Origin of the sequence: Planococcus soli (assembly GCF_016881065.1) — a bacterium.
Taxonomy (GTDB): domain Bacteria; phylum Bacillota; class Bacilli; order Bacillales_A; family Planococcaceae; genus Planococcus; species Planococcus soli.
The window spans coordinates 199,300-218,588 of sequence record NZ_WXYN01000022.1; the positions used below are offsets into that span (position 1 = coordinate 199,300).

Genomic DNA, 19,289 nt, shown 5'->3' on the forward strand with positions numbered 1-19,289 from the left:
GGCTTTTATGTTTCCAGTCCCCAACGCTTGAGGACATTGTTTTCGATTCGCTGGAAAATCATCAGGTCGACAATGGCACCGACGACGCCGATGATGATCATCACGCCGATGACCAGCGACATATTGCCGAAATCGGATGCATAGCGCAGCGTGTAGCCGAGGCCGGGGCCGGAACTTAGAAGTTCTCCGGCCATCAGCGCCCGCCAGGCAAATGCCCATGCAAGGCGTGCACCTGTCACGAAATATGGAACAGATGCGGGAATGATGACTTTGATGAACAGATCCAGACCATTCGATCCCATTGTCCGTGCAGCTTTGATGAACAAAGGATCGACATTCTTGATGCCGGTGCGGACATTCAGGATCATGACGAATGTTCCACCTAGAATGACGACAAAAATGATGGATCCTTCACCAAGCCCGAACCACATCATGGCTAATGGCAGCCAGACGATGCTTGGCACACTTTGCAGCGCGAGCACCAAAGTTCCGAGTGTTTCATCTGCCGTTTTCGAGCGTGCCAGCAGGATGCCGACACCGGTGCCGATAATGACCGCTGCAACCAAACCAATCAGCAGCCTGCGGAAGCTGGCGGCAAGATCGTAGACAAGTGTCATATCAGCGAATCCCGCCACCAGCGAATCGTAGACGCTGACAGGGGAAGGGAGTATGGTTTCATGCCACAGTTCAAAGCGGGAACCGAGTTCCCAAAAAACAATGAGCGCGGCGAAAAATATAATGCGTTTAACTGCCGGCTTCATATGCTTGCTCCTCATCTATGACTTTATCGATTTCTGTTTTCAAAAGACCCATGATCTGTTCTTCCAATGCAGCGATTTGCTGTCGGTGCTGTTCACGCGGCCGCGGGATATCAACTGTGATATCGGTCAGGATGGTTCCAGGACGCGTACCCATAACGATGATGCGGTCAGACAGTTTGATCGACTCGGAAATGCTGTGGGTGACGAAGACGATGGTCTTTTTCGTATCGATCCATATTTCTTCGAGCTGGCCATGAAGGCGGCTTCTCGTTTGTTCGTCTAAGGCGCCAAAAGGCTCGTCCATCAACAGGACGGCAGGGTCCATTGCGAGCGACCTGGCAATTGAGACGCGCTGCTGCATGCCTCCGGATAATTCATGGGGGTAATGGGAAGGGTAGTTGCTAAGCTGTACCATTTTGAGGAAGTGCTGGGCACGTTCTAATCCCTCTTTTTTGGACATTTCTTTGCGCAATGGGAACATGACATTTTCCGTCACATTCATCCAAGGAAACAGGGCGGCCTGTTGGAATACCATACCCCGATCTTTCCCAGGCTTCACGACTTTTTTTCCGTCTACGATGATTTCACCTGAAGTCGAGCTGACAAGCCCGGCGATCATCGACAGTAAAGTGGATTTCCCACAGCCGGAGGGCCCCAGTATTGAGACGAATTCCCCTTTTTTGATCGATAGGTCGATATCCTTCAAGACGGTATTCGGTTTGTTATTTTTATCGAAATAGACTTTGTTGATTTGCTTTGCTTCAATAAACATGGATGGCCACCGGTGATAAAACCTACCTTTCCTATCGGATAATATTATTAAAGTATAGTAGAATGATAGGGATTGTCAAGATGAGAATGCAGAAAAAACTGTTTTCTTATGGAATAAAGTAATTTTCTTGTTATTTGATCGTGTTGAGTTTGATTCAAACAAGACCGAATGTATATAAAACTTCTACTAAATTAAATATAAAAAAGGGCTGACGTCCATTCCAGCGGACGCTTTCCGCGGGCTTGCGCCGAACTAACTCGGGCTATACGCCCGAGTGGATTTCGGCACTGCGCTACCCTGCAGGAGTCGCCGCTTCCATTCCCGTCAGCTCGTTTACGTTTAAAAACCGGCAAAGAAAAGGATTGCTTTTCTTTGCCGGTTTTATATTTTGTAGTTATGAGACAGCCCCCTAAACTACAGTATCTGAAAAATTTTTTATTCGTCGAACAGGTTCATGCTCAAGTAACGTTCACCGGTATCCGGTGCGATACACAGCACTTTTTTGCCGGCACCTAAGCGCTTGGCAAGTTCGATTGCGGCATAGATGGTGGCGCCGGCAGATGGGCCGACAAAGATTCCTTCTTCACGCGCCACTCTTTTGAAGATATCGATTGCGTCTTCATCGTTGATCGCCATAATTTCATCGTACACTTCCGTGTTCAAGATAGCAGGGATAAAGCCGGGGCTCGTGCCCACCAGCTTATGTTTGCCGGGCTTTCCGCCGGAAAGAACAGGAGATCCTTTTGGTTCTACAACAGCAACATAAAGTTCTGGAAGATGCTCTTTCAAAGTTTCGCCAGTTCCTGTGATGGTGCCGCCAGTTCCGGCCGATGCGACAAACGCATCCAGTTTGCCATCCATCTGCTCGAGAATTTCCAGTGCAGTCGTGGTGCGATGGATATCCGGATTTGCTTTGTTTTCGAACTGCTGCGGAATAAAGCTGTTCGGAATCTCTTTCTGCAGCTCCAGCGCTTTGCTGATTGCGCCAGGCATCTTGTCATCGCTTGGCGTCAGCACAACTTCAGAGCCAAAAGCCTTCAATAGATTGATGCGTTCCTTTGTAGCATTGTCCGGCAATACGAGAACAGAACGATATCCTTTGGCGGCAGCGACCATGGCGAGGCCAATGCCGGTATTGCCGCTGGTAGGTTCGATGATGGTTGCGCCTTTTTGGATCAATCCTTCTTTTTCAGCTGTTTCGATCATATTGAAAGCGGCACGGTCTTTGACGCTTTTTGTTGGATTGAACATTTCCAGCTTAACGTAAACATCCGCGGCACCCTCTGGAACGATGCGATTCAGTTTAACGACTGGTGTATCGCCAATCAATTCGATGATATTGTTATATGGTTTCATGGAAACAACAACCTTTCCTATATAGTGGAATCTACAGCCGACTCCATTTTGCTGCCACTTAAAATCTTGCAGCAGGCAATCGGAGTCTCCTAATTGACGGAGAGAAACTCAGACTTTATTCTACTAGTATAACGCAATTTTGTTAATCATATTGGATTGCTCGGCTTATTAAATAAGGAGGCTGCATAATGGAACAGATACCTTTAATCGTCAGTACGGATTGGCTGGAGCAGCATTTGGGTGATCCAAAGCTGCGCATTGTGGACGCCACAACGTTTATGGAAATGTCCGAAAACGGCGGACCGCCTTCTGTCTATTCAGGAAAAGCTTCCTATGAAGAAGCGCATATTCCGGGAGCAGTCTACGCCGATTTGCTGAATGAACTGTCGGACCCGGGATCCCCACTGCCGTTCATGGCACCGCCGCGGAATCATTTTATCGAAAAAATGACTCGACTCGGCATAGGGGATGACAACTACACAGTTATTTATGATCAGGGAGCACTCGTGGAAAATCCGGTGGTTGCAGCCTATTGGGCTTCGCGGCTGGCATGGCAGATGAAGTATGAAGGGTTCGAAAATATTGCCGTCCTGGATGGCGGTTTGCCGAAATGGAAAGCGGAAGGCTGTCCGTTGACGGCTATTCCAGGAAATTATTCACCCGCATCCTTTACTGGACAGCGTCGTCCGGAATTGCTTGCCACTAAAGAAGATGTGCAGAAGGCGACTGGAGATGACAATATTGTCCTGATCAATAGCTTATCGCCCGAAGATTACAGAGGAGAGACGGATACATATCCGAGAAAAGGCCATATTCCAAGCAGCGTCAATGTTTTTTTTGGCAGCCATGCCGATATGGAAACGAAAAGTATGCTCAGCGATGCTGCACTGCGGGAGCCATTTGAAAAAAATGGTGCACTGGATCCGAATAAAAAAGTCATCACTTATTGCGGAGGAGGAATTGCCGCCACCTGGACTTCGCTTATCCTCAATAAACTTGGCCAAAAAAACGTAGCCGTCTACGACGGATCGCTGAATGAATGGACGAGCGACCCATCCTGTCCCCTCGTGAAAGAAAGCTGACCAAAAGACCGCGCTGCCTTTGAAAAGGCAACGCGGTCTTTTGGTGTTCATTCTGCAGCAACAGCCACTTCGATATGCTGGAAGCTTGTGACATCGAACAATCCGCAATCGGTTAACTTTAAATGGGGAATAACCGGTAAAGACAGGAAAGACAAGGTTAAAAAAGCATTGAAATGAGTGGGTGCGCCAATCTTCAAAAGGCTTTGGTCAAGCGTTTTGAGTTGTTCATACACTGCAGGGAAGGGTTCTTCCGACATCAAGCCCGCAATGCCAAGAGATAAACTGGCCAATACTTTGCCTTCCTGGACAATTGCCAATCCGCCTTTCAGTTTGTGAAGAGCCTCGACCGCAGTCTTCATGTCTTCGTCACTCGTTCCAACAGCGATGATATTATGTGAATCGTGCGCAACAGTAGTAGCGATGGCACCATTTTTAATGCCAAGCCCTTTGACGATGCCAAGGCCGATATTGCCGGTGGCCTGGTGGCGCTCAATGACAGCGATCTTTAATAAATCTTTTGAGGTATTTGAAACAAAAAAGCCATTGTTTACAGAAGCTTCTTCAATTAAATGCTCCGTGATCAGATTGTTTGGATTAATGCCAATCACATGTGCCTGGGTGCTGTGGCCCATTGGGATTTGTAAACTGTCGATTGGGATAGCCGCTATTCGGACCGTATTCTGTACGGCGGAAGTTTCGCATTTCTCTCCGATAGGTCCCATGTAATGGCCGTTTTGCGCTGCAAGCTGGCCATCTTTATAAACTTCCGAAATGCGGAATTCTTCCAGGCTGTCGAGCAGCAGAAAATCGGCGTCATAACCGGGAGCAATAGCGCCTTTCTGGCGTAAACCGAAGCATTGTGCGGCATTGATGCTCGCCATGGATATAGCTGTAATCGGTTCTATTCCTTGTTTGATGGCGACCCGGACATTGTAATCCACACTGCCTTCTTCAATCAAATCATCCAAATGCTTATCGTCGGTACAGAATAAGCAGCGCTGCGCGTTTTTTTCAGTCACGCCTTCAAGTAAAGCGTGGAGGTTTTTGGCTACGGATCCTTCACGCAGCATAACGTACAGGCCGCGCTCTAAGCGCATGATCATCTCTTCTTTGGTTACACATTCATGATCGGTTAAAATTCCAGCAGTTCCATAAACATTGATATCATTTTCACTGAGTCCAGCCGCATGGCCATCGATTTGCTGGCTTAACAGGAGTTTATCCAGCATGGCATCCTCTCCGCGCAAGACGGCTGGGAAATCCATAACTTCTGCTAAGCCCAGCACCTGTGGCCGATCTAGAAATGGAGCCAGTTGTTCTGCAGATAGCTTTGCACCCGAAGTTTCAAAAAGAGTAGCCGGTACACACGATGGCAGCATAACCTTTATATCGAGCAGGCTGGCTTCAGAATCCTTAAGCATGAACTCCAGTCCTGCTGTCCCGCTGACGTTGGCGATTTCATGTGGATCTGTGATGACTGTGGTGACGCCATGGGGAAGGACTACCTGCGAAAACTGTTGGGGAGTCACCATGGATGATTCGATATGAACGTGTGCATCGATCAAGCCGGGTGCGACAAATTTTCCGGTAGCATCGATTTCTTGGATTCCTTCATACTCACCAATGCCGACAATGACACCATCGCTGATTGCCACATCGCCCGTTGTAAGGCTCTTCGTGAAAACATTGACGATGGAGGCGTGTCGAATTACAAGATCCACCTTCGTTTGCTTGTTGGCAGCGTCTATCCTCTTTTTTAATTTTTCTTTATTCACAGTTATTCATTCTCCTTTAAAATAGTTTTGAGTAAAAAGTTGTATGGAGATGGCAGGATAAACGTGCTTTGATTTTTATGCAAAGATTTACGCGTTGACTAATTTTACATTAAATAAGAAGCAAGCTCTAGCAAAGAGAGAGATGAATTCATACTGAATAGTAGAAATGCAGAAACTGCCTTTATTTGATTTATAAAAAAAGATGATATAAACTAGCATAAAATTCCTTTTTAAAAAGTTTGATATTTCTGATAAAATAGGGGTTTCTTTAAAACGAGAGGGGAATCAGAATGTCGGATATTTCAACTCACGATTTATTTGCTTATTTGAACGTTACCGGTGCATCGCAGCCGAAAGTAATTCCAAATCAACGGACTTTTACATTTTTATCAAAAAAGACGGGGCTTCCGCAAGTTTGGAAGTGGAACGGAAATTTAGATGATGTGGAGCAAGTTACTGATTTGGAAGACCGCATATTACTGGTCAGCCATTCGCCTTCGGGGAAAAAGACCATTGTAGGCATGGATCATAAGGGCAATGAAAAGCAGCAGTTTTATGTGATGGACAGCGATGGATCAAACATAGAAGCATTGGTTGTGTCGCCAGACCATTTCCATCATTTTGGCGGCTGGTCTCCGGACGAAACGAAAATCGCCTTTTCCAGCAACCGGCGGCATCCTGGATATTTCGATGTCTTTATAATCGATCTTTACGAAAAGAAGGAACGGGCAATCTACGAAACGGAAGCTAATTGCAACCCGGTTTGTTGGACGAAAGATGGACAGAGTTTGATTTTAAGCATACCGGATACGAATATCGACCAATCCTATTATGTATTGAATATCGAGACAAAAGAAAAAGTGAAAATCGGTTCGGAAGATGTGTTGGGCAGGCACCATTCTATTCAATTGACTAAAGATGGGAAGGGCGGGCTTTTAGTGTCGGATGTCGGAAGAGATACATTATCGATCCGACAATTTTCTTTAGAATCACTTTACGAATTGGATGAAATTCATTCAGTAAAAAACTGGGATATCGAAGAAATTGAGTTGTCTCCCAATAATTCTCAGCTGGCCTTTACCATTAACGAGGGAGGCATTTCGAGACTGGGCATTTACAATTTGCATAACCAAACACATAAGATGATTGAAAAAATCCCTTCAGGTGTCTTCGAATCACTTTCTTGGTTAGCGGAAGATGAATTGGTTTTGGGATTGAAAAGCCCCATTTATCCGGGAGACATCTGGAAAGTATCAATGGATACTGGGCAAAGCGAACGCCTGACACTTGTTGGTAAAGATAAAACAGTGGAACACTTGTGGTTGGAGCCGGAATTATGCAGTTTTTCTTCATTTGACGGCCTGGAGATTCCTTACTTTTTATATGGAAAACGGGAGTATTCCCAGCCGGTTGTAATCTATGTGCATGGCGGCCCAGAATCCCAGATCCGTGCTGAATTCAACCCGGTTATCCAGTTTTTAGCTGCGAATGGTTTTGCGGTTGCGGCGCCAAATGTCCGCGGCAGCATGGGCTACGGCAGGGAATATGTGCAGCTCGACGATGTGCGGAAGCGGATGGATTCTGTTGCTGATTTGAAAGAACTGGCAGAAGACCTGGTGAATAGCCACGGGGCAGACCGTGACAAGATTGGAATCATGGGGCGCAGTTACGGCGGCTTCATGGTGCTTGCAGCTTTAACGAGCTATCCGACTGTCTGGGCGGCGGGCGTGGATATCGTAGGCATTTCACACTTTAAATCGTTTCTGGAAAACACCGGATCCTGGAGGCGGGCTATGCGTGAATACGAGTATGGTTCATTAAAAGACGATGGCGACTTTTTTGAAGAAATTGCGCCCTTAAACCATACGGCCAACATCCAAGCACCTTTATTGGTTTTTCATGGACGAAATGATACACGCGTCCCCGTGAGCGAAGCAGAGCAACTGACAGCTGATTTAAAAAATCAGGACAAGCATGTGGAATTGATCATTTTTGAAGATGAAGGACATCAAACCGAGAAAATGGAAAACCATATCCAAATGAATACATTGATTGTTGAATTCATGGAAAAGTTCTTAGGCAACAACAAACAGGCTTAAGAAATCGGTTTGATAGTTTTCTTCTGTGAAATACACAGGGATATATTTCATTGCTTGAAGGAGTTATACTAATGAAATGAGCTGTTAAAGTTTTAGAAAGAAGATGACCATATGACGATTCACCCGATGGCAAAAGCCTTTGTAATCGGCTTAGCTGGCGCAGGGATTTTTGTAGCAGCAGGTGCGCCGATGCCCTGGCTGCTGGGCCCTTTGTTTGCGGTTTTGCTCATGCAACTATTTACACCGGTTTCGCTGCAATGGCATTCCCGTTTCCGCAACAGCGGATTGGTAGTAGCAGGTTATGTTATCGGCTTTGCCTTTACGCTTGAAGCATTGCAAGGGATGAGGCATTATTTTTTGGCGATGATAGTGATCAATGTCGCCTTTTTCGTCCTTTTCCTCTTTATCAGTTCGTTGATGGCTTCCCGGACAAAAGTGGATCAGGCAACAGCGATGACCTGCTGCGTTCCGGGCGGCTTGTCGCAAATCATAACGTTTGCAGAAGAGCAGAAAACCATTGATTTGACGGCGGTGACGTTTTATCATGTTCTCCGTGTCCTATTGATTGTCGCCATTGTTCCATTTATCGTCGCAAACGGCGGATCTTCCCATGTGGAAGAGCTGGGACAAGGGGAGTATTCCCTGCAGCTGCTCGGGTTGCTGGTGCTGTGCTATGGAGCAGGGATGCTGGCACAAAAAATAAAAGTGCCCACAGCTTTTTTGCTTGGGCCAGTTTTTCTGATCATGGCATTCAATCTGGCTGGTCTAGCAGTGCCGGTCATGCCAGGCTCTTTCCTGCACATCGCCCAATTATTCATCGGTATTTACATTGGATTGCTTTTGAAGAAAGAGGATTTGAAATTGACAAAACGGATGATTTTCTATTCTTTTTTTTCGAGTGCTGTGCTGATCGCTTTTGCCTACGGCATCAGCTTTATCCTGCAGGACCTCTACGGACTGAGCTTTTCCACCAGCTTTCTGAGCGTGGTGCCGGGGGGACTTGACCAGATGGGCATTATTGCGGCATCGGTTCATGCTGATGTAACCGTCGTAACGGCGTTTCAGCTGTTCCGAATTTTGTTTCTGTCGGTATTGATCGTACCGTTCGTTAAATTTGCTGCCGCCCGCAGCGAACAGCGGAAAAAAATTTCTGCAGAAAACGCAGGATAGACAAAAGGCAGCCCCAGACACTAAGTCCGAGGCTGCCTTTTCTATGGGCTTATTCTTTTGATTCTTTATAGACGAAGTAATCGAAATCAGCTGGCTGCTGCTGACCTGATAAATCCTGGCACTGCATGCCGACAAATGCACCGGTGAAAAAACCGCCGCCTTGAATATAGTCATCTGACAGTTTGGCAGACTCGAACTTAATCGGCAGCGTGATCCAGTTCTCACCATCAAAGGAATACAAATACGTATAGGTCTTTGTTTGAACTTCCACCCGCATATGAACATATTCAATGTGTTCAGGGATGCTGATTTCTTCTCCTTGGAGCGGCTGGGAGAAGGAGAAGTTGTCGCACACTGTCAGTTCAAGAATGCGCCCTTTTTCCTCATGCCAGGAAATTTGAAGAGCTGTCCAGTTTTCCGTGTTGTAGTAGTTTACAAGTCCGGCACCTTGCTGGAAAGTGGTGGGCTGGAAAGCGACTTTCGTTTCGGCAGTAAAGGTGAAGTGCTGCCAGCGCCTTGCCACAAACGCCTGAGTGAACTTGGAAGTCAGCGATTCGCGTCCATAGAGGCGGAGATGGCCAGGCTTATCATTCAACGAAACGATTTCTTCGCCAAGCGGAATACGCAGCGTTTGGAAATGGCTGTTCAACTTGGCAGAATCGAAATCATCCTTTTCAGGAAAATCTGCTGGCCAAGAAACTTCTTCAATGGCGGGACCTTCAATTTGCGAAGCCGGCTGATTGCCTCCGACCACATACGGCCACTTGTCTCTCCACTCCAAGCGCTGTATGGCAGTTTCCCTGCCCAGTGGACAAAAGCCTCGAGGATCCAATAAAGCCTGGTCTTCCTGCGGCAGCGGGCGTCCTGTCAAATGTACCAGGAACCATTCGTCTGTATGGGTTTGGACAATCGAAGCGTGCCCGGCTTTTTGAAGCGGAATTCTTGGGTATGGCCATGAAGTTATCAATGGATTTTCAGGATGGACTTCGTAAGGTCCGTCAATTTGGCGAGAGCGGGCAATGGTCGCCTGATGATCGTATTTCGTTCCGCCTTCTGCTGTCAGCAAGTAATAATACTCGCCAATCTTGTAAAGGTGCGGCGCTTCGGTCAATTTGATATCGGTCCCTTTAAAGATGATTTTGGATTCACCGACAAGTTTACGCGTTGCCGGATCGAATTCCTGCAGGACGATGCCGTAAAAAGGATGATGCCCGACACGATGGTCCCAGTACATATTAACGAAATATTTTTTTCCCGACTCGTCATGGAAGAGAGAAGGATCGAATCCAGAACTGTTCAGATACGAAGGTTCTGACCATTCTCCATCGATTGTTTCACACGTCACTAAATAGTTGTGGCAGTCTTTCCATTGGCCTTCTGTTACTTTAACGTCCGTAAAAATCAGCCAAAACTGGCCGTCACTGTACGACAAGGCAGGAGCCCAAACGCCGCCGGAGTTCGGATTGCCTGACATGTTCAATTGGCTCAAGCGATTTAAGGGCCTAGAAATCAACCGCCAGTTTTTCAAATCTTTGGAGTGGTAAATGCCTACACCGGGGAACCATTCAAATGTAGAAACGGCAATATAGTAATCTTCTCCAACACGGCAAATAGATGGATCGGGATTAAAACCAGTTAAAATCGGATTTTGGATTATACTCATTATTCTTCATCCTCCATTCAAAATATGTAAGTGCTTACATGGTTCGGTTAGTAGCTTATAAACGATCATACCTCACTTAGTCTAATGAGTAAACTAAGTTTTAGAAATAGTTAAGATTTAAGGCATAAAAAAGCCGATCTCCGTTAATGGAAATCGGCACGTCATGCGTTATCAAATGTTTTTACACATTCAAGCTTACTTTTTGCTGCATGCTGACGTTAAGGAAATTTTCAATTGAAAAAGCAGAAACGCCTAAAGCACTTGAGAACGTACTCAATTCTGAGAAACAGATGGTCAAGTCATTTTGCTGGAACCACAGAGCTTGGTTCGACACACGATCAGTCAGCGTTTTGTTCAGCCATTTATAGGAGGAAGCCATTCGATTGCCGATAATTACCTGCTGGGGATTAAAGCTGTTGATGATATTATTGATGCCGACACCGAGATAGTCGCCTGCCTGTTCAAACAGGGATATCACTTTTGGATCGCCCTGTTCGGCAAGTGCCAGAAGATCGCTCAGCTCCAGCTCTTTCCCAGCTAAAGAAGGAAGTTTCATTTTCTCTGCAGCGGTCAGCAACGCCTGCTCAGACGCATACAATTCCCAGCATCCTTTATTGCCGCAGCGGCATGTGGGCCCGTTCACTTGAATGGTCATATGCCCGAGCTCTCCTGAAAAGCCGTTTGAACCTTTATACAAAGAGCCATTCAATATCAAACCAACGCCAATTCCGATGCCTGCGCTAACATAGATAATGTGCTCGCAATCTTTTCCGGCGCCGAACTTCTTTTCTCCATAAGCGCCTGCGTTTGCCTCATTTTCAATGATGACTGGCAAATGGTATTTGTTTTCAAGAACCAGCTTTAAATTCAGGTTTTTCCATTTCAGGTTTGGAGCAAGCAATATCTCGCCATTGTTATCGACGATTCCCGGTACACCGACGCCAATGCCAATGATGCCGTGTGGGCTCTCAGGTGCGGAGGCAATCAGATAATCGATGGTATTGAAAAGCTGAAGTTCAATTTCTTCATACGTTAAATTCTTAAAGATGACTTCTTTTTCATTGCAGATATTGCCGTTCAAATCTGTCAACACGCCCAACAGGTAATTGACTCCAATATCTATGCCTACCGAATACCCAGCCTTTTCATTGAAAAGCAGCATTACGGGGCGTCTGCCGCCACTGGATTTTCCGGGACCGGATTCATAAATCAAATGATCTTCTAGCAGGTCATTTACCAGGGAAGATACGGTGCCTTTGTTTAAACCGACTTCTTGGGCTACAGCTGCCCTGGAAATAGGGGAGTGGTTAATGATTTTTTTTAAGACCAGGGATTTGTTTCCCTCTTTTACCACATGATGATTCCAAGTCCTATTTTCTCTAATATTCATGTTTATTCACTCCTTTATCTTTTAAGAATGTTTTAAAGTAATTTTATTAGGAAGACTGCCTGAAAAAAATCGAGAAAGTTCAATGACAAGGATTTTTTAATGGGGTAAGGTTCAGCCGGAAACTGAACTGTAAAATTGCTGCTGCCAACTTACATAGTTATAAATTTGCTGAAAGTATATCTTTATATTGTACCTTCATTTTTCCCTTTTGAGTAATAAAGCTTGTCATAAGAGCATTTTAGCACGAAAATAAAACTTTGTTTAGCCACTAGACTAACAAAAATATTTTTGCTACAATGAAACCGCATACAACAATCTGAAAATTGTTGTAATACTAATTTGAACGAGGGGGAGAGAAAAAATGGGAAAGAAGAAAACGCTTACACTTCTATCATCCGCTTTTGCTTTGTCATTGGTTTTAACAGGCTGCTCGGATTCCGGCGAAACAGGTGATGCATCGGGGGCATCTGATACAGAAATAAAATTCATGCATTTATGGCCGGAAGGCAGTTCGAAAAAACATTATGATGTGGTAAATGAAATCATCGCTGAGTACGAAGCAGAAAACGAAGGGGTGTCAGTCGACCTCGAAGTATTGAGCAACGAACAGTACAAAGATAAATTGAGAGTTCTCTCCACATCTGGGGATCTTCCGGATGTCGGCTTGACTTGGGCAGCAGGATTTTTGGAACCTTATGTTGGCGGCAATATGTTTGCACCGCTGGATGATGTAATCGAAGAAGATTTGAGCGACGCGTTTGTACCGGGAACGACAGAAGCTTATGCATTGGATGGAGCTACTTACGGACTTCCATTGGAATTGAACATTGTTTCTTTATACTATAACAAGGCAATGTTCGAGGAGCAGGGCATCACACCTCCTGAGACTTACGAGGAGCTTGAAACTGCCATAGCAGAATTCAACGATGCCGGAATTCAGCCAATTGCTTTAGGCAACCGGGATTCTTGGACAGGCTCTATGTGGTATATGTATCTCGCTGACCGAATCGGCGGTGCAGAGGTATTGAATAAAGCAATTGACCGTTCAGGATCTTTTGAAGACCCGGCACTGGTTGAAGCAGCTGCTAAAACACAGGAACTTGTTGACTCTGGCGCTTTTGTCAATGGATTTAACGGCCTTGCAGACGAAGAAGCCAAATCCATGTTCATGAGCGGACAATCGCCAATGTACTTGATCGCAACTTGGGATCTTCCAAACTTTACAACTAACGAAAGTGTTCCCCAGGAATTCAGAGATTCGATCGGCTATCTTAACTTCCCGACTGTCGATGGACAAGGAGATCCGAGCAGTTTTGTCGGCGGTCCTGGAGTTGGACTGTTTGTCGCTGAAGAATCGGAAGTAAAAGAAGAAGCAAAAGATTTTGCAGCTTATTTTGTAAAAGCTTGGGGAGAAGAAGCTGTAACGAAAGCAGGAGTAATTCCAGCCACTAAAGTGGATGCTGAAACTTTGGATCTGCCGGAAATGTATGTTGATATCCTTAATGAATTGAATGGGGCAACAAACATTACATTATTTGCGGATGTTCAGATGAGCCCGGATGTGGCTCAAGTTCACTTGGATTCTGTTCAGGCCCTTTTTGGAAATGAAATCACTCCGGAAGAGTTTGCTGAAAATCATGAAGAAGCCCTTTCATCAGAATAAATAGAGTTCCAAAGGGAAAATCTAATTAAAAAGAGGGGGCATATCCTAAGTAAGGAATGTCCCCTTGTATTTTCTAAGATATGGGGTTGAATCGTATGAATAAAGTAATGTCGAATAAGTTCTATATCGCTTTTTATATTGCACCTGCTCTTCTCCTGCTCCTAATCCTCGTTTTCATTCCCCTGGTCTTGTCCGGTTATTATGGCTTGATGGATTGGGATGGAATCGGAGAGAAAACCTTTATCGGTTTAGAAAATTACATCACTGGAATTCAGGATAAGCTATTCTGGAACAGTGCGTTCCATTCGTTCTTACTGGCGATTTTTTCCACGTTAAGTTTGATCATTTATTTGACTGTTTCTTTTATATTGGCTTCCAAGATCAAAGGGGCAGATTTACTGCGTAAAATTTACTTGATCCCTATGCTGCTGTCTTCAGTCGCAATTGCCCAATTGTGGGTAAAGATCTACAACCCATCAAACGGCATCCTGAATGTCTTCCTGATGAGCATCGGCGTGGAAAATCCACCGCTGTGGTTGGCAAATCCTTCTATTGTGCTGTTTGCCATTTTCGTTCCGATTTTGTGGCAATATGCCGGCTTCTACATCCTGATCTATTATGCGGCCTTGAAAAACATTCCGGAATCGTTGATAGAGGCGGCCAGAATCGACGGGGCTACGCCTTTTCAGATTGCGACACGCATCAAACTGCCGTTGATCAAAGAAGTGGTCAGCGTAACGATTGTCCTGGCAATAGTGGGTTCTCTTAAGTATTTCGATTTGATTTATGTAATGACTGCCGGCGGACCGAATGGCGCCAGTGAAGTTATGGCTTCCTATATGTACAAACTCGCATTTTCCAACTACAACTTCGGCTACGGCAGTGCCATTGGCTTCCTGCTGTTGATCATCACCTTGATTGTTACGTTTATCGTACGGAAACTGACAGAGACAAAAGATAAACTCGAATATTAAAGGAGGCACGAAAATGGGCCGCATTGGTTACTTTTTTCTTTATCTGGCGCTGATAGTTGTTGGGTTGTTTCAGATCTTGCCGCTGGTCTGGCTCTTCCTATTCTCTTTAAAAGACAATAACGAAATTTTTGCGGGTTCTCCGTTTGCTTTGCCATCAGAACTCCGATGGGAGAATTATGAAAAAGTCTGGAATGGCGGTATTGGAACATACTTTTTCAATAGTGTCTGGATCACCGTCCTTTCCATCATTTTGACAGTCCTTTTTGCGAGTATGGCGGCTTTCGCCATCACTAGACTAAAATGGAAATTGAGTGGCTTGGTGCTGGGCTTGTTTATGGTCGGTTTGATGATTCCGATTCACTCGGCATTGATCCCGCTGTACAGCATGTTCTTGAGCGTCAACTTGATCGACAATCCAATTTCAATAGTCATTACCTATACCGCTTATAATTTGCCCATAACATTGATGATTTTGCTCGGCTTCTACTATACTTTGCCTCATGAAATCGAGGAAGCTGCTGTGATTGATGGCTGTTCTATCCATCGCATGTTCTTCCAGATTATCTTGCCGATGACGACACCAATTTTAGCCACTACTATTGTTATCAACATGATCTATAATTGGAATGAATTTGTTTTTGTCAACACCTTCATCAGTTCGGAAGGCTACAAAACATTGACAGTCGGCATTCAAAACTTTATCGGCCAATACATGACGGATTGGGGGGCGATTGGTGCAACACTGGTCATCAGCGTTCTGCCAATCATTATCGCCTTTATCTTCTTCAGCAATAAAGTAGTTGAAGGAATTTCATCAAGTGCCGTAAAAGGATAAACAAAAAAGCTTCACACATTAAGGGAGAGATTCCCTTTGGTGTGAAGCTTTTTCATGGGTTTTATTAAAAGCATGCATCGCCATCCACATGGTGATAAAAGCATACAGGCTGCCGCCGAATATAAACGCCAGGGCTGGGAGAAGTGTCATGATAAAGAACAGCGAAACCAGACAAAGAACAATAACGGCAGTTGATGCTGGATTGACCAGCATGAGAAACAATGCGTTTTTGATGACATGCGGTATTTTAATATCGTAATGCACAAAGACCGGAAACAGGTAAAACAAGAAAAACGTAAAAATCAGCATAAACGCAAACAAGGGAATATAGGTCCAGTTCAGTTGCTGATCGGGGCTTGACTGGATATAGAAAATATCCAGCACAATAAGCAAAAGAAGAACAGAAACGGCAATACCGAGAATGTTGCTTTTTACGAAATCTTTCTTATAGAAGGACCAAAATGTTTGAAATAGAGGAAGATCTGTATTTCCTTTCAGCCATTCCCGGCATACGGCAAACATCGAAGTAGTGGCCGGATAAAATCCAAAGAGAACGCCTCCAAGCAATGAAAATAGTACCCAAAGAAAGTTAAGATAGGCCAATCGTGTAATCCATTCCAGCGCAACATAAATAGAGTTGCTAGCAGTGTTCATTGATAATCGCCTCGATCCTATATTTCAGTAATCTGTAAAATCATACCTTACTGGATAGAAAAATTCATTCATCTGATTATAAATACTTTGTTTAACCAATAGACAAACTAATTATAACTTGCTATAATCCTTAATGAAAGCCTTTTCATCAATTAGTCTAAATATTGGTACATATGATTGGAACTAAAATTACATTGGAGGTATGGAACATGGCGCATTTCACAGGTATTGAAAAGATAAAATTTGAAGGAGCATCTTCAAAAAATCCATTCGCTTTTAAATTCTATAACCCTGAAGAGAAAATTAATGGTAAAACGATGGAGGAAACATTGCGGTACGCAGTGTCCTATTGGCATACATTCACGATGGACGGTTCAGATCCGTTCGGTGCAGGAAGCATGGTTCGGACATGGGATCATTTAAAAGGAATGGACTTAGCCAAAGCGCGGGTTGAGGCATCTTTCGAGTTTTATGAAAAAATGGATGTGCCATTTTTCTGTTTCCATGATGTTGATATTGCGCCTGAGGGCAGCAACTTACGTGAGTCCAACAAGAACTTGGATGAAATCGTTGGAATGATCAAGGAATACATGAAAGACAGCAAAGCAAAATTGCTTTGGAATACAGCCAATAACTTTACGCATCCGCGTTTTGTCCATGGCGCGGCAACTTCAAGCCATGCAGACGTTTTTGCTTATTCAGCAGCAAAAGTGAAAAAGGGGCTTGAAATTGGCAAAGAACTCGGTGCTGAAAACTATGTATTCTGGGGTGGCCGCGAAGGCTACGAAACTCTATTAAATACAGACATGAAGCTGGAACTGGATAACTTAGGCCGCTTTTATCATATGGCAGCTGACTACGCGAAGGAAATCGGGTTTGACGCACAATTCCTGATCGAACCAAAGCCAAAAGAGCCTTCTACGCATCAATACGATTACGACGTAGCAACAGCACATGCATTTTTGCAAAGCTACAAGCTGGATGATAAATTTAAATTTAATATCGAAGCAAACCACGCCACACTGGCTGGCCATACCTTCGAACATGAGCTTCATTATGCTCGCATCAACAACATGCTCGGTTCGGTTGATGCCAACCAGGGAGATCCGCTATTGGGCTGGGATACCGATGAATTTCCAACTGATCTTTGGTCTACAACATTGGCAATGTACGAAATTCTTCAAAACGGCGGGCTTGGCCGCGGCGGTTTGAACTTTGATGCAAAAGTAAGAAGAGGATCATTCGAGCAAGCTGATTTGTTCCATGCACATATCGCAGGAATGGACGCTTTCGCTGTCGGCTTGAAAGTGGCTCAACAGCTGATCGACGATAAAGTTCTTGAAAATGTAGTAAGCAAGCGCTACGAAACCTATACAAACGGCATCGGATTGGATATCGTCAATGGCAATACAGACTTCCACCAACTCGAAGACTACGCGTTCGGCATTACCGACATTAAGCAACAATCTGGGCGTCTTGAGCAAATCAAAGCAACCATCAACCAATACTTGCTGCAAGCTTTCGCTAAATAAGAAATTTTTCAGGCTGGGAGAGCTGACTTTATGAAATATGTAATTGGCGTCGACTTGGGAACAAGTGCTGTAAAAATCCTATTAGTGGATCAGCAAGGAAATGTTGCCAAAAGCATTTCAAAATCATATCCATTGATTCATGAAAAAAATGGCTACAGCGAGCAAGATCCACAGCATTGGGTAGAGCAGACAGCCGCTGGTTTAAAGGAATTGTTAAGTGCTTTCGATGTAAATGAAGAAGATATTGAAGGCATCAGCTTTTCAGGGCAGATGCATGGACTGGTTTTGCTGGACAGCGATAACAAAGTATTGCGTCCCGCTATTCTGTGGAATGACACTCGGACAACAGCCCAATGCCAACAGATTTATGATGTGATCGGAAAGGAACGCCTGCTGGAGATCACAAAAAATCCGGCATTGGAAGGTTTCACATTGCCGAAAATTCTCTGGGTTCAAAAAAATGAGCCTGAGCTTTTTGGGAAGGTGAAATCCTTTGTGCTGCCGAAAGACTATTTGCGCTATAAGATGACCGGCAAGCGGGAAATGGAGTTTTCAGATGCAGCGGGAACATTGTTGTTGGACGTCTCAAGCAAACAATGGAGCCGGGAAATCTGCGATTTATTGGAACTTGATGTTAATATGTGCCCTCCATTAGTAGACTCACACGATGAAGTAGGTACTGTTACAAAAGAATTTGCTGAAGTTTCAGGGCTTGCCCCCTCGACCCGTGTTTTTGCAGGCGGTGCAGATAATGCTTGTGGAGCTATCGGTGCAGGAATTTTAGAAGAAGGCAAAACTTTGTGCAGCATCGGAACGTCAGGTGTCGTGTTATCTTATGAGGCTAGAGGAGATAAGGACTTTGATGGCAAGGTTCATTATTTCAACCACGCAGCACCCGGTGCCTTTTACACAATGGGGGTAACTTTAGCAGCAGGCTACAGCTTGTCCTGGTTTAAAGAGGCCTTTGCTCCGGAAGCATCATTCGATGAACTGTTGGCCGATATTCATAGTGTGCCTGCTGGATCGAATGGATTGGTGTTTACACCTTATGTTGTTGGGGAAAGAACACCACATGCAGATGCTGCGATTCGCGGCAGTTTTATCGGCATGGACGGCTCACATCGCCGGAAAGATTTTGCGCGTGCAGTTCTGGAAGGAATCACGTTTTCTTTAAACGAATCAATCTCAATTTTCCGGGAAAGCGGCAAAACGATCGATACGATTGTATCCATCGGCGGCGGCGCACAAAATGAAGAATGGCTTCAAATGCAGGCAGATATTTTTGATGCCAAAATCATCCGTCTCACAAGTGAGCAGGGACCGGGTATGGGAGCAGCAATGCTGGCAGCTTTCGGCTGCTCTTGGTTCCAAACACTGCAAGAATGCGCAGATGCATTTTTGCAGGAAGAACAGCACTATTTACCGATAAAAGAAAACGTGCAGACGTACAGAAAGCTGTTTCCAATCTATCAAGAAGTTTACGGGAAAACCAAAGATTTGAATATCAGGCTTTTGGAATTCCGCAAGTAGTCGACTCCATAAAACCTCAACTAAATAGTTGAG

The 19,289-nt window shown here is 44.8% G+C and carries 15 protein-coding genes; 8 read left to right on the top strand and 7 right to left on the bottom strand.

Annotated features, from left to right (window positions below; genetic code table 11):
• Positions 1-5: 5 nt before the first annotated feature.
• The 3 genes from GJB59_RS12220 to cysK form a co-directional block, all read right to left on the bottom strand.
• Complete coding sequence (locus GJB59_RS12220; protein WP_142828354.1) at positions 6-761, bottom strand: ABC transporter permease; 756 nt, start codon at positions 759-761, stop codon at positions 6-8.
• Positions 745-1,533, bottom strand: coding sequence for an ABC transporter ATP-binding protein (locus GJB59_RS12225; protein ID WP_142828356.1), 789 nt, complete (start codon positions 1,531-1,533; stop codon positions 745-747). The genes GJB59_RS12220 and GJB59_RS12225 overlap by 17 nt, the downstream gene beginning before the upstream one ends.
• Before the next feature lie 435 nt (positions 1,534-1,968).
• The gene (gene cysK, locus GJB59_RS12230) at positions 1,969-2,889 is read right to left on the bottom strand and encodes a cysteine synthase A (RefSeq protein ID WP_142828358.1); all 921 of its coding nucleotides are present in this window, start codon (positions 2,887-2,889) and stop codon (positions 1,969-1,971) included.
• Between the two features lie 188 nt (positions 2,890-3,077).
• Between cysK and GJB59_RS12235 the strand changes: the two genes are divergently transcribed.
• Positions 3,078-3,971 carry a sulfurtransferase gene (locus tag GJB59_RS12235; RefSeq protein WP_142828360.1) on the top strand — a complete coding sequence of 298 codons (894 nt, stop codon included), beginning with the start codon at positions 3,078-3,080 and terminating at the stop codon, positions 3,969-3,971.
• A 47-nt stretch (positions 3,972-4,018) separates the two neighbouring features.
• On the opposite strand, the gene ade is transcribed toward GJB59_RS12235, so the two are convergent.
• Positions 4,019-5,746, bottom strand: a complete 1,728-nt coding sequence (gene ade / locus GJB59_RS12240; RefSeq protein ID WP_142828362.1) for an adenine deaminase — start codon at positions 5,744-5,746, stop codon at positions 4,019-4,021.
• 290 nt (positions 5,747-6,036) lie between these two features.
• On the opposite strand from ade, the gene GJB59_RS12245 reads away from it, so the two are divergent.
• Complete coding sequence (locus tag GJB59_RS12245) at positions 6,037-7,845, top strand: S9 family peptidase (protein ID WP_142828364.1); 1,809 nt, start codon at positions 6,037-6,039, stop codon at positions 7,843-7,845.
• 111 nt (positions 7,846-7,956) lie between these two features.
• Positions 7,957-9,015, top strand: coding sequence for an AbrB family transcriptional regulator (locus tag GJB59_RS12250; RefSeq protein ID WP_236015652.1), 1,059 nt, complete (start codon positions 7,957-7,959; stop codon positions 9,013-9,015).
• A 49-nt stretch (positions 9,016-9,064) separates the two neighbouring features.
• Here GJB59_RS12250 and GJB59_RS12255 read toward each other — a convergent pair whose 3' ends face one another.
• Together GJB59_RS12255 and GJB59_RS12260 are read right to left on the bottom strand one after the other, a co-directional pair.
• A complete protein-coding gene (locus GJB59_RS12255) occupies positions 9,065-10,678 on the bottom strand; it encodes a glycoside hydrolase family 43 protein (protein ID WP_142828366.1) in 1,614 nt (537 codons plus the stop codon).
• Between the two features lie 181 nt (positions 10,679-10,859).
• Complete coding sequence (locus GJB59_RS12260) at positions 10,860-12,062, bottom strand: ROK family transcriptional regulator (protein ID WP_142828433.1); 1,203 nt, start codon at positions 12,060-12,062, stop codon at positions 10,860-10,862.
• A gap of 367 nt (positions 12,063-12,429) precedes the next feature.
• Between GJB59_RS12260 and GJB59_RS12265 the strand changes: the two genes are divergently transcribed.
• From GJB59_RS12265 to GJB59_RS12275, 3 genes are all read left to right on the top strand, one after another.
• Positions 12,430-13,731, top strand: a complete 1,302-nt coding sequence (locus GJB59_RS12265; protein WP_142828368.1) for an extracellular solute-binding protein — start codon at positions 12,430-12,432, stop codon at positions 13,729-13,731.
• Positions 13,732-13,826: 95 nt separating this feature from the next.
• Positions 13,827-14,705, top strand: a complete 879-nt coding sequence (locus GJB59_RS12270; RefSeq protein WP_142828370.1) for a carbohydrate ABC transporter permease — start codon at positions 13,827-13,829, stop codon at positions 14,703-14,705.
• A 13-nt stretch (positions 14,706-14,718) separates the two neighbouring features.
• Entirely contained in the window at positions 14,719-15,540 is an 822-nt protein-coding gene (locus tag GJB59_RS12275; protein WP_142828372.1) for a carbohydrate ABC transporter permease, read from the top strand.
• Positions 15,541-15,558: 18 nt separating this feature from the next.
• Here the strand turns inward: GJB59_RS12275 and GJB59_RS12280 are convergent, their stop codons facing one another.
• Entirely contained in the window at positions 15,559-16,194 is a 636-nt protein-coding gene (locus GJB59_RS12280) for a YesL family protein (protein ID WP_142828374.1), read from the bottom strand.
• A 209-nt stretch (positions 16,195-16,403) separates the two neighbouring features.
• Between GJB59_RS12280 and xylA the strand changes: the two genes are divergently transcribed.
• Complete coding sequence (xylA, locus tag GJB59_RS12285; RefSeq protein WP_142828376.1) at positions 16,404-17,726, top strand: xylose isomerase; 1,323 nt, start codon at positions 16,404-16,406, stop codon at positions 17,724-17,726.
• Positions 17,727-17,756: 30 nt separating this feature from the next.
• The gene (gene xylB / locus GJB59_RS12290) at positions 17,757-19,256 is read left to right on the top strand and encodes a xylulokinase (RefSeq protein WP_142828378.1); all 1,500 of its coding nucleotides are present in this window, start codon (positions 17,757-17,759) and stop codon (positions 19,254-19,256) included.
• The last annotated feature ends 33 nt before the right edge of the window (positions 19,257-19,289 follow it).

Bases quoted from the DNA above. Each gene is read 5' to 3' on its own strand.
- GJB59_RS12235 (WP_142828360.1), top strand. From the start codon at position 3,078: ATGGAACAGATACCTTTAATCGTCAGTACGGATTGGCTGGAGCAGCAT.
- GJB59_RS12245 (WP_142828364.1), top strand. From the start codon at position 6,037: ATGTCGGATATTTCAACTCACGATTTATTTGCTTATTTGAACGTTACC.
- GJB59_RS12220 (WP_142828354.1), bottom strand. From the start codon at position 761: ATGAAGCCGGCAGTTAAACGCATTATATTTTTCGCCGCGCTCATTGTT.
- GJB59_RS12265 (WP_142828368.1), top strand. From the start codon at position 12,430: ATGGGAAAGAAGAAAACGCTTACACTTCTATCATCCGCTTTTGCTTTG.
- GJB59_RS12270 (WP_142828370.1), top strand. From the start codon at position 13,827: ATGAATAAAGTAATGTCGAATAAGTTCTATATCGCTTTTTATATTGCA.
- GJB59_RS12275 (WP_142828372.1), top strand. From the start codon at position 14,719: ATGGGCCGCATTGGTTACTTTTTTCTTTATCTGGCGCTGATAGTTGTT.
- GJB59_RS12250 (WP_236015652.1), top strand. From the start codon at position 7,957: ATGACGATTCACCCGATGGCAAAAGCCTTTGTAATCGGCTTAGCTGGC.
- xylA (WP_142828376.1), top strand. From the start codon at position 16,404: ATGGCGCATTTCACAGGTATTGAAAAGATAAAATTTGAAGGAGCATCT.
- xylB (WP_142828378.1), top strand. From the start codon at position 17,757: ATGAAATATGTAATTGGCGTCGACTTGGGAACAAGTGCTGTAAAAATC.
- GJB59_RS12280 (WP_142828374.1), bottom strand. From the start codon at position 16,194: ATGAACACTGCTAGCAACTCTATTTATGTTGCGCTGGAATGGATTACA.
- cysK (WP_142828358.1), bottom strand. From the start codon at position 2,889: ATGAAACCATATAACAATATCATCGAATTGATTGGCGATACACCAGTC.
- GJB59_RS12255 (WP_142828366.1), bottom strand. From the start codon at position 10,678: ATGAGTATAATCCAAAATCCGATTTTAACTGGTTTTAATCCCGATCCA.
- GJB59_RS12225 (WP_142828356.1), bottom strand. From the start codon at position 1,533: ATGTTTATTGAAGCAAAGCAAATCAACAAAGTCTATTTCGATAAAAAT.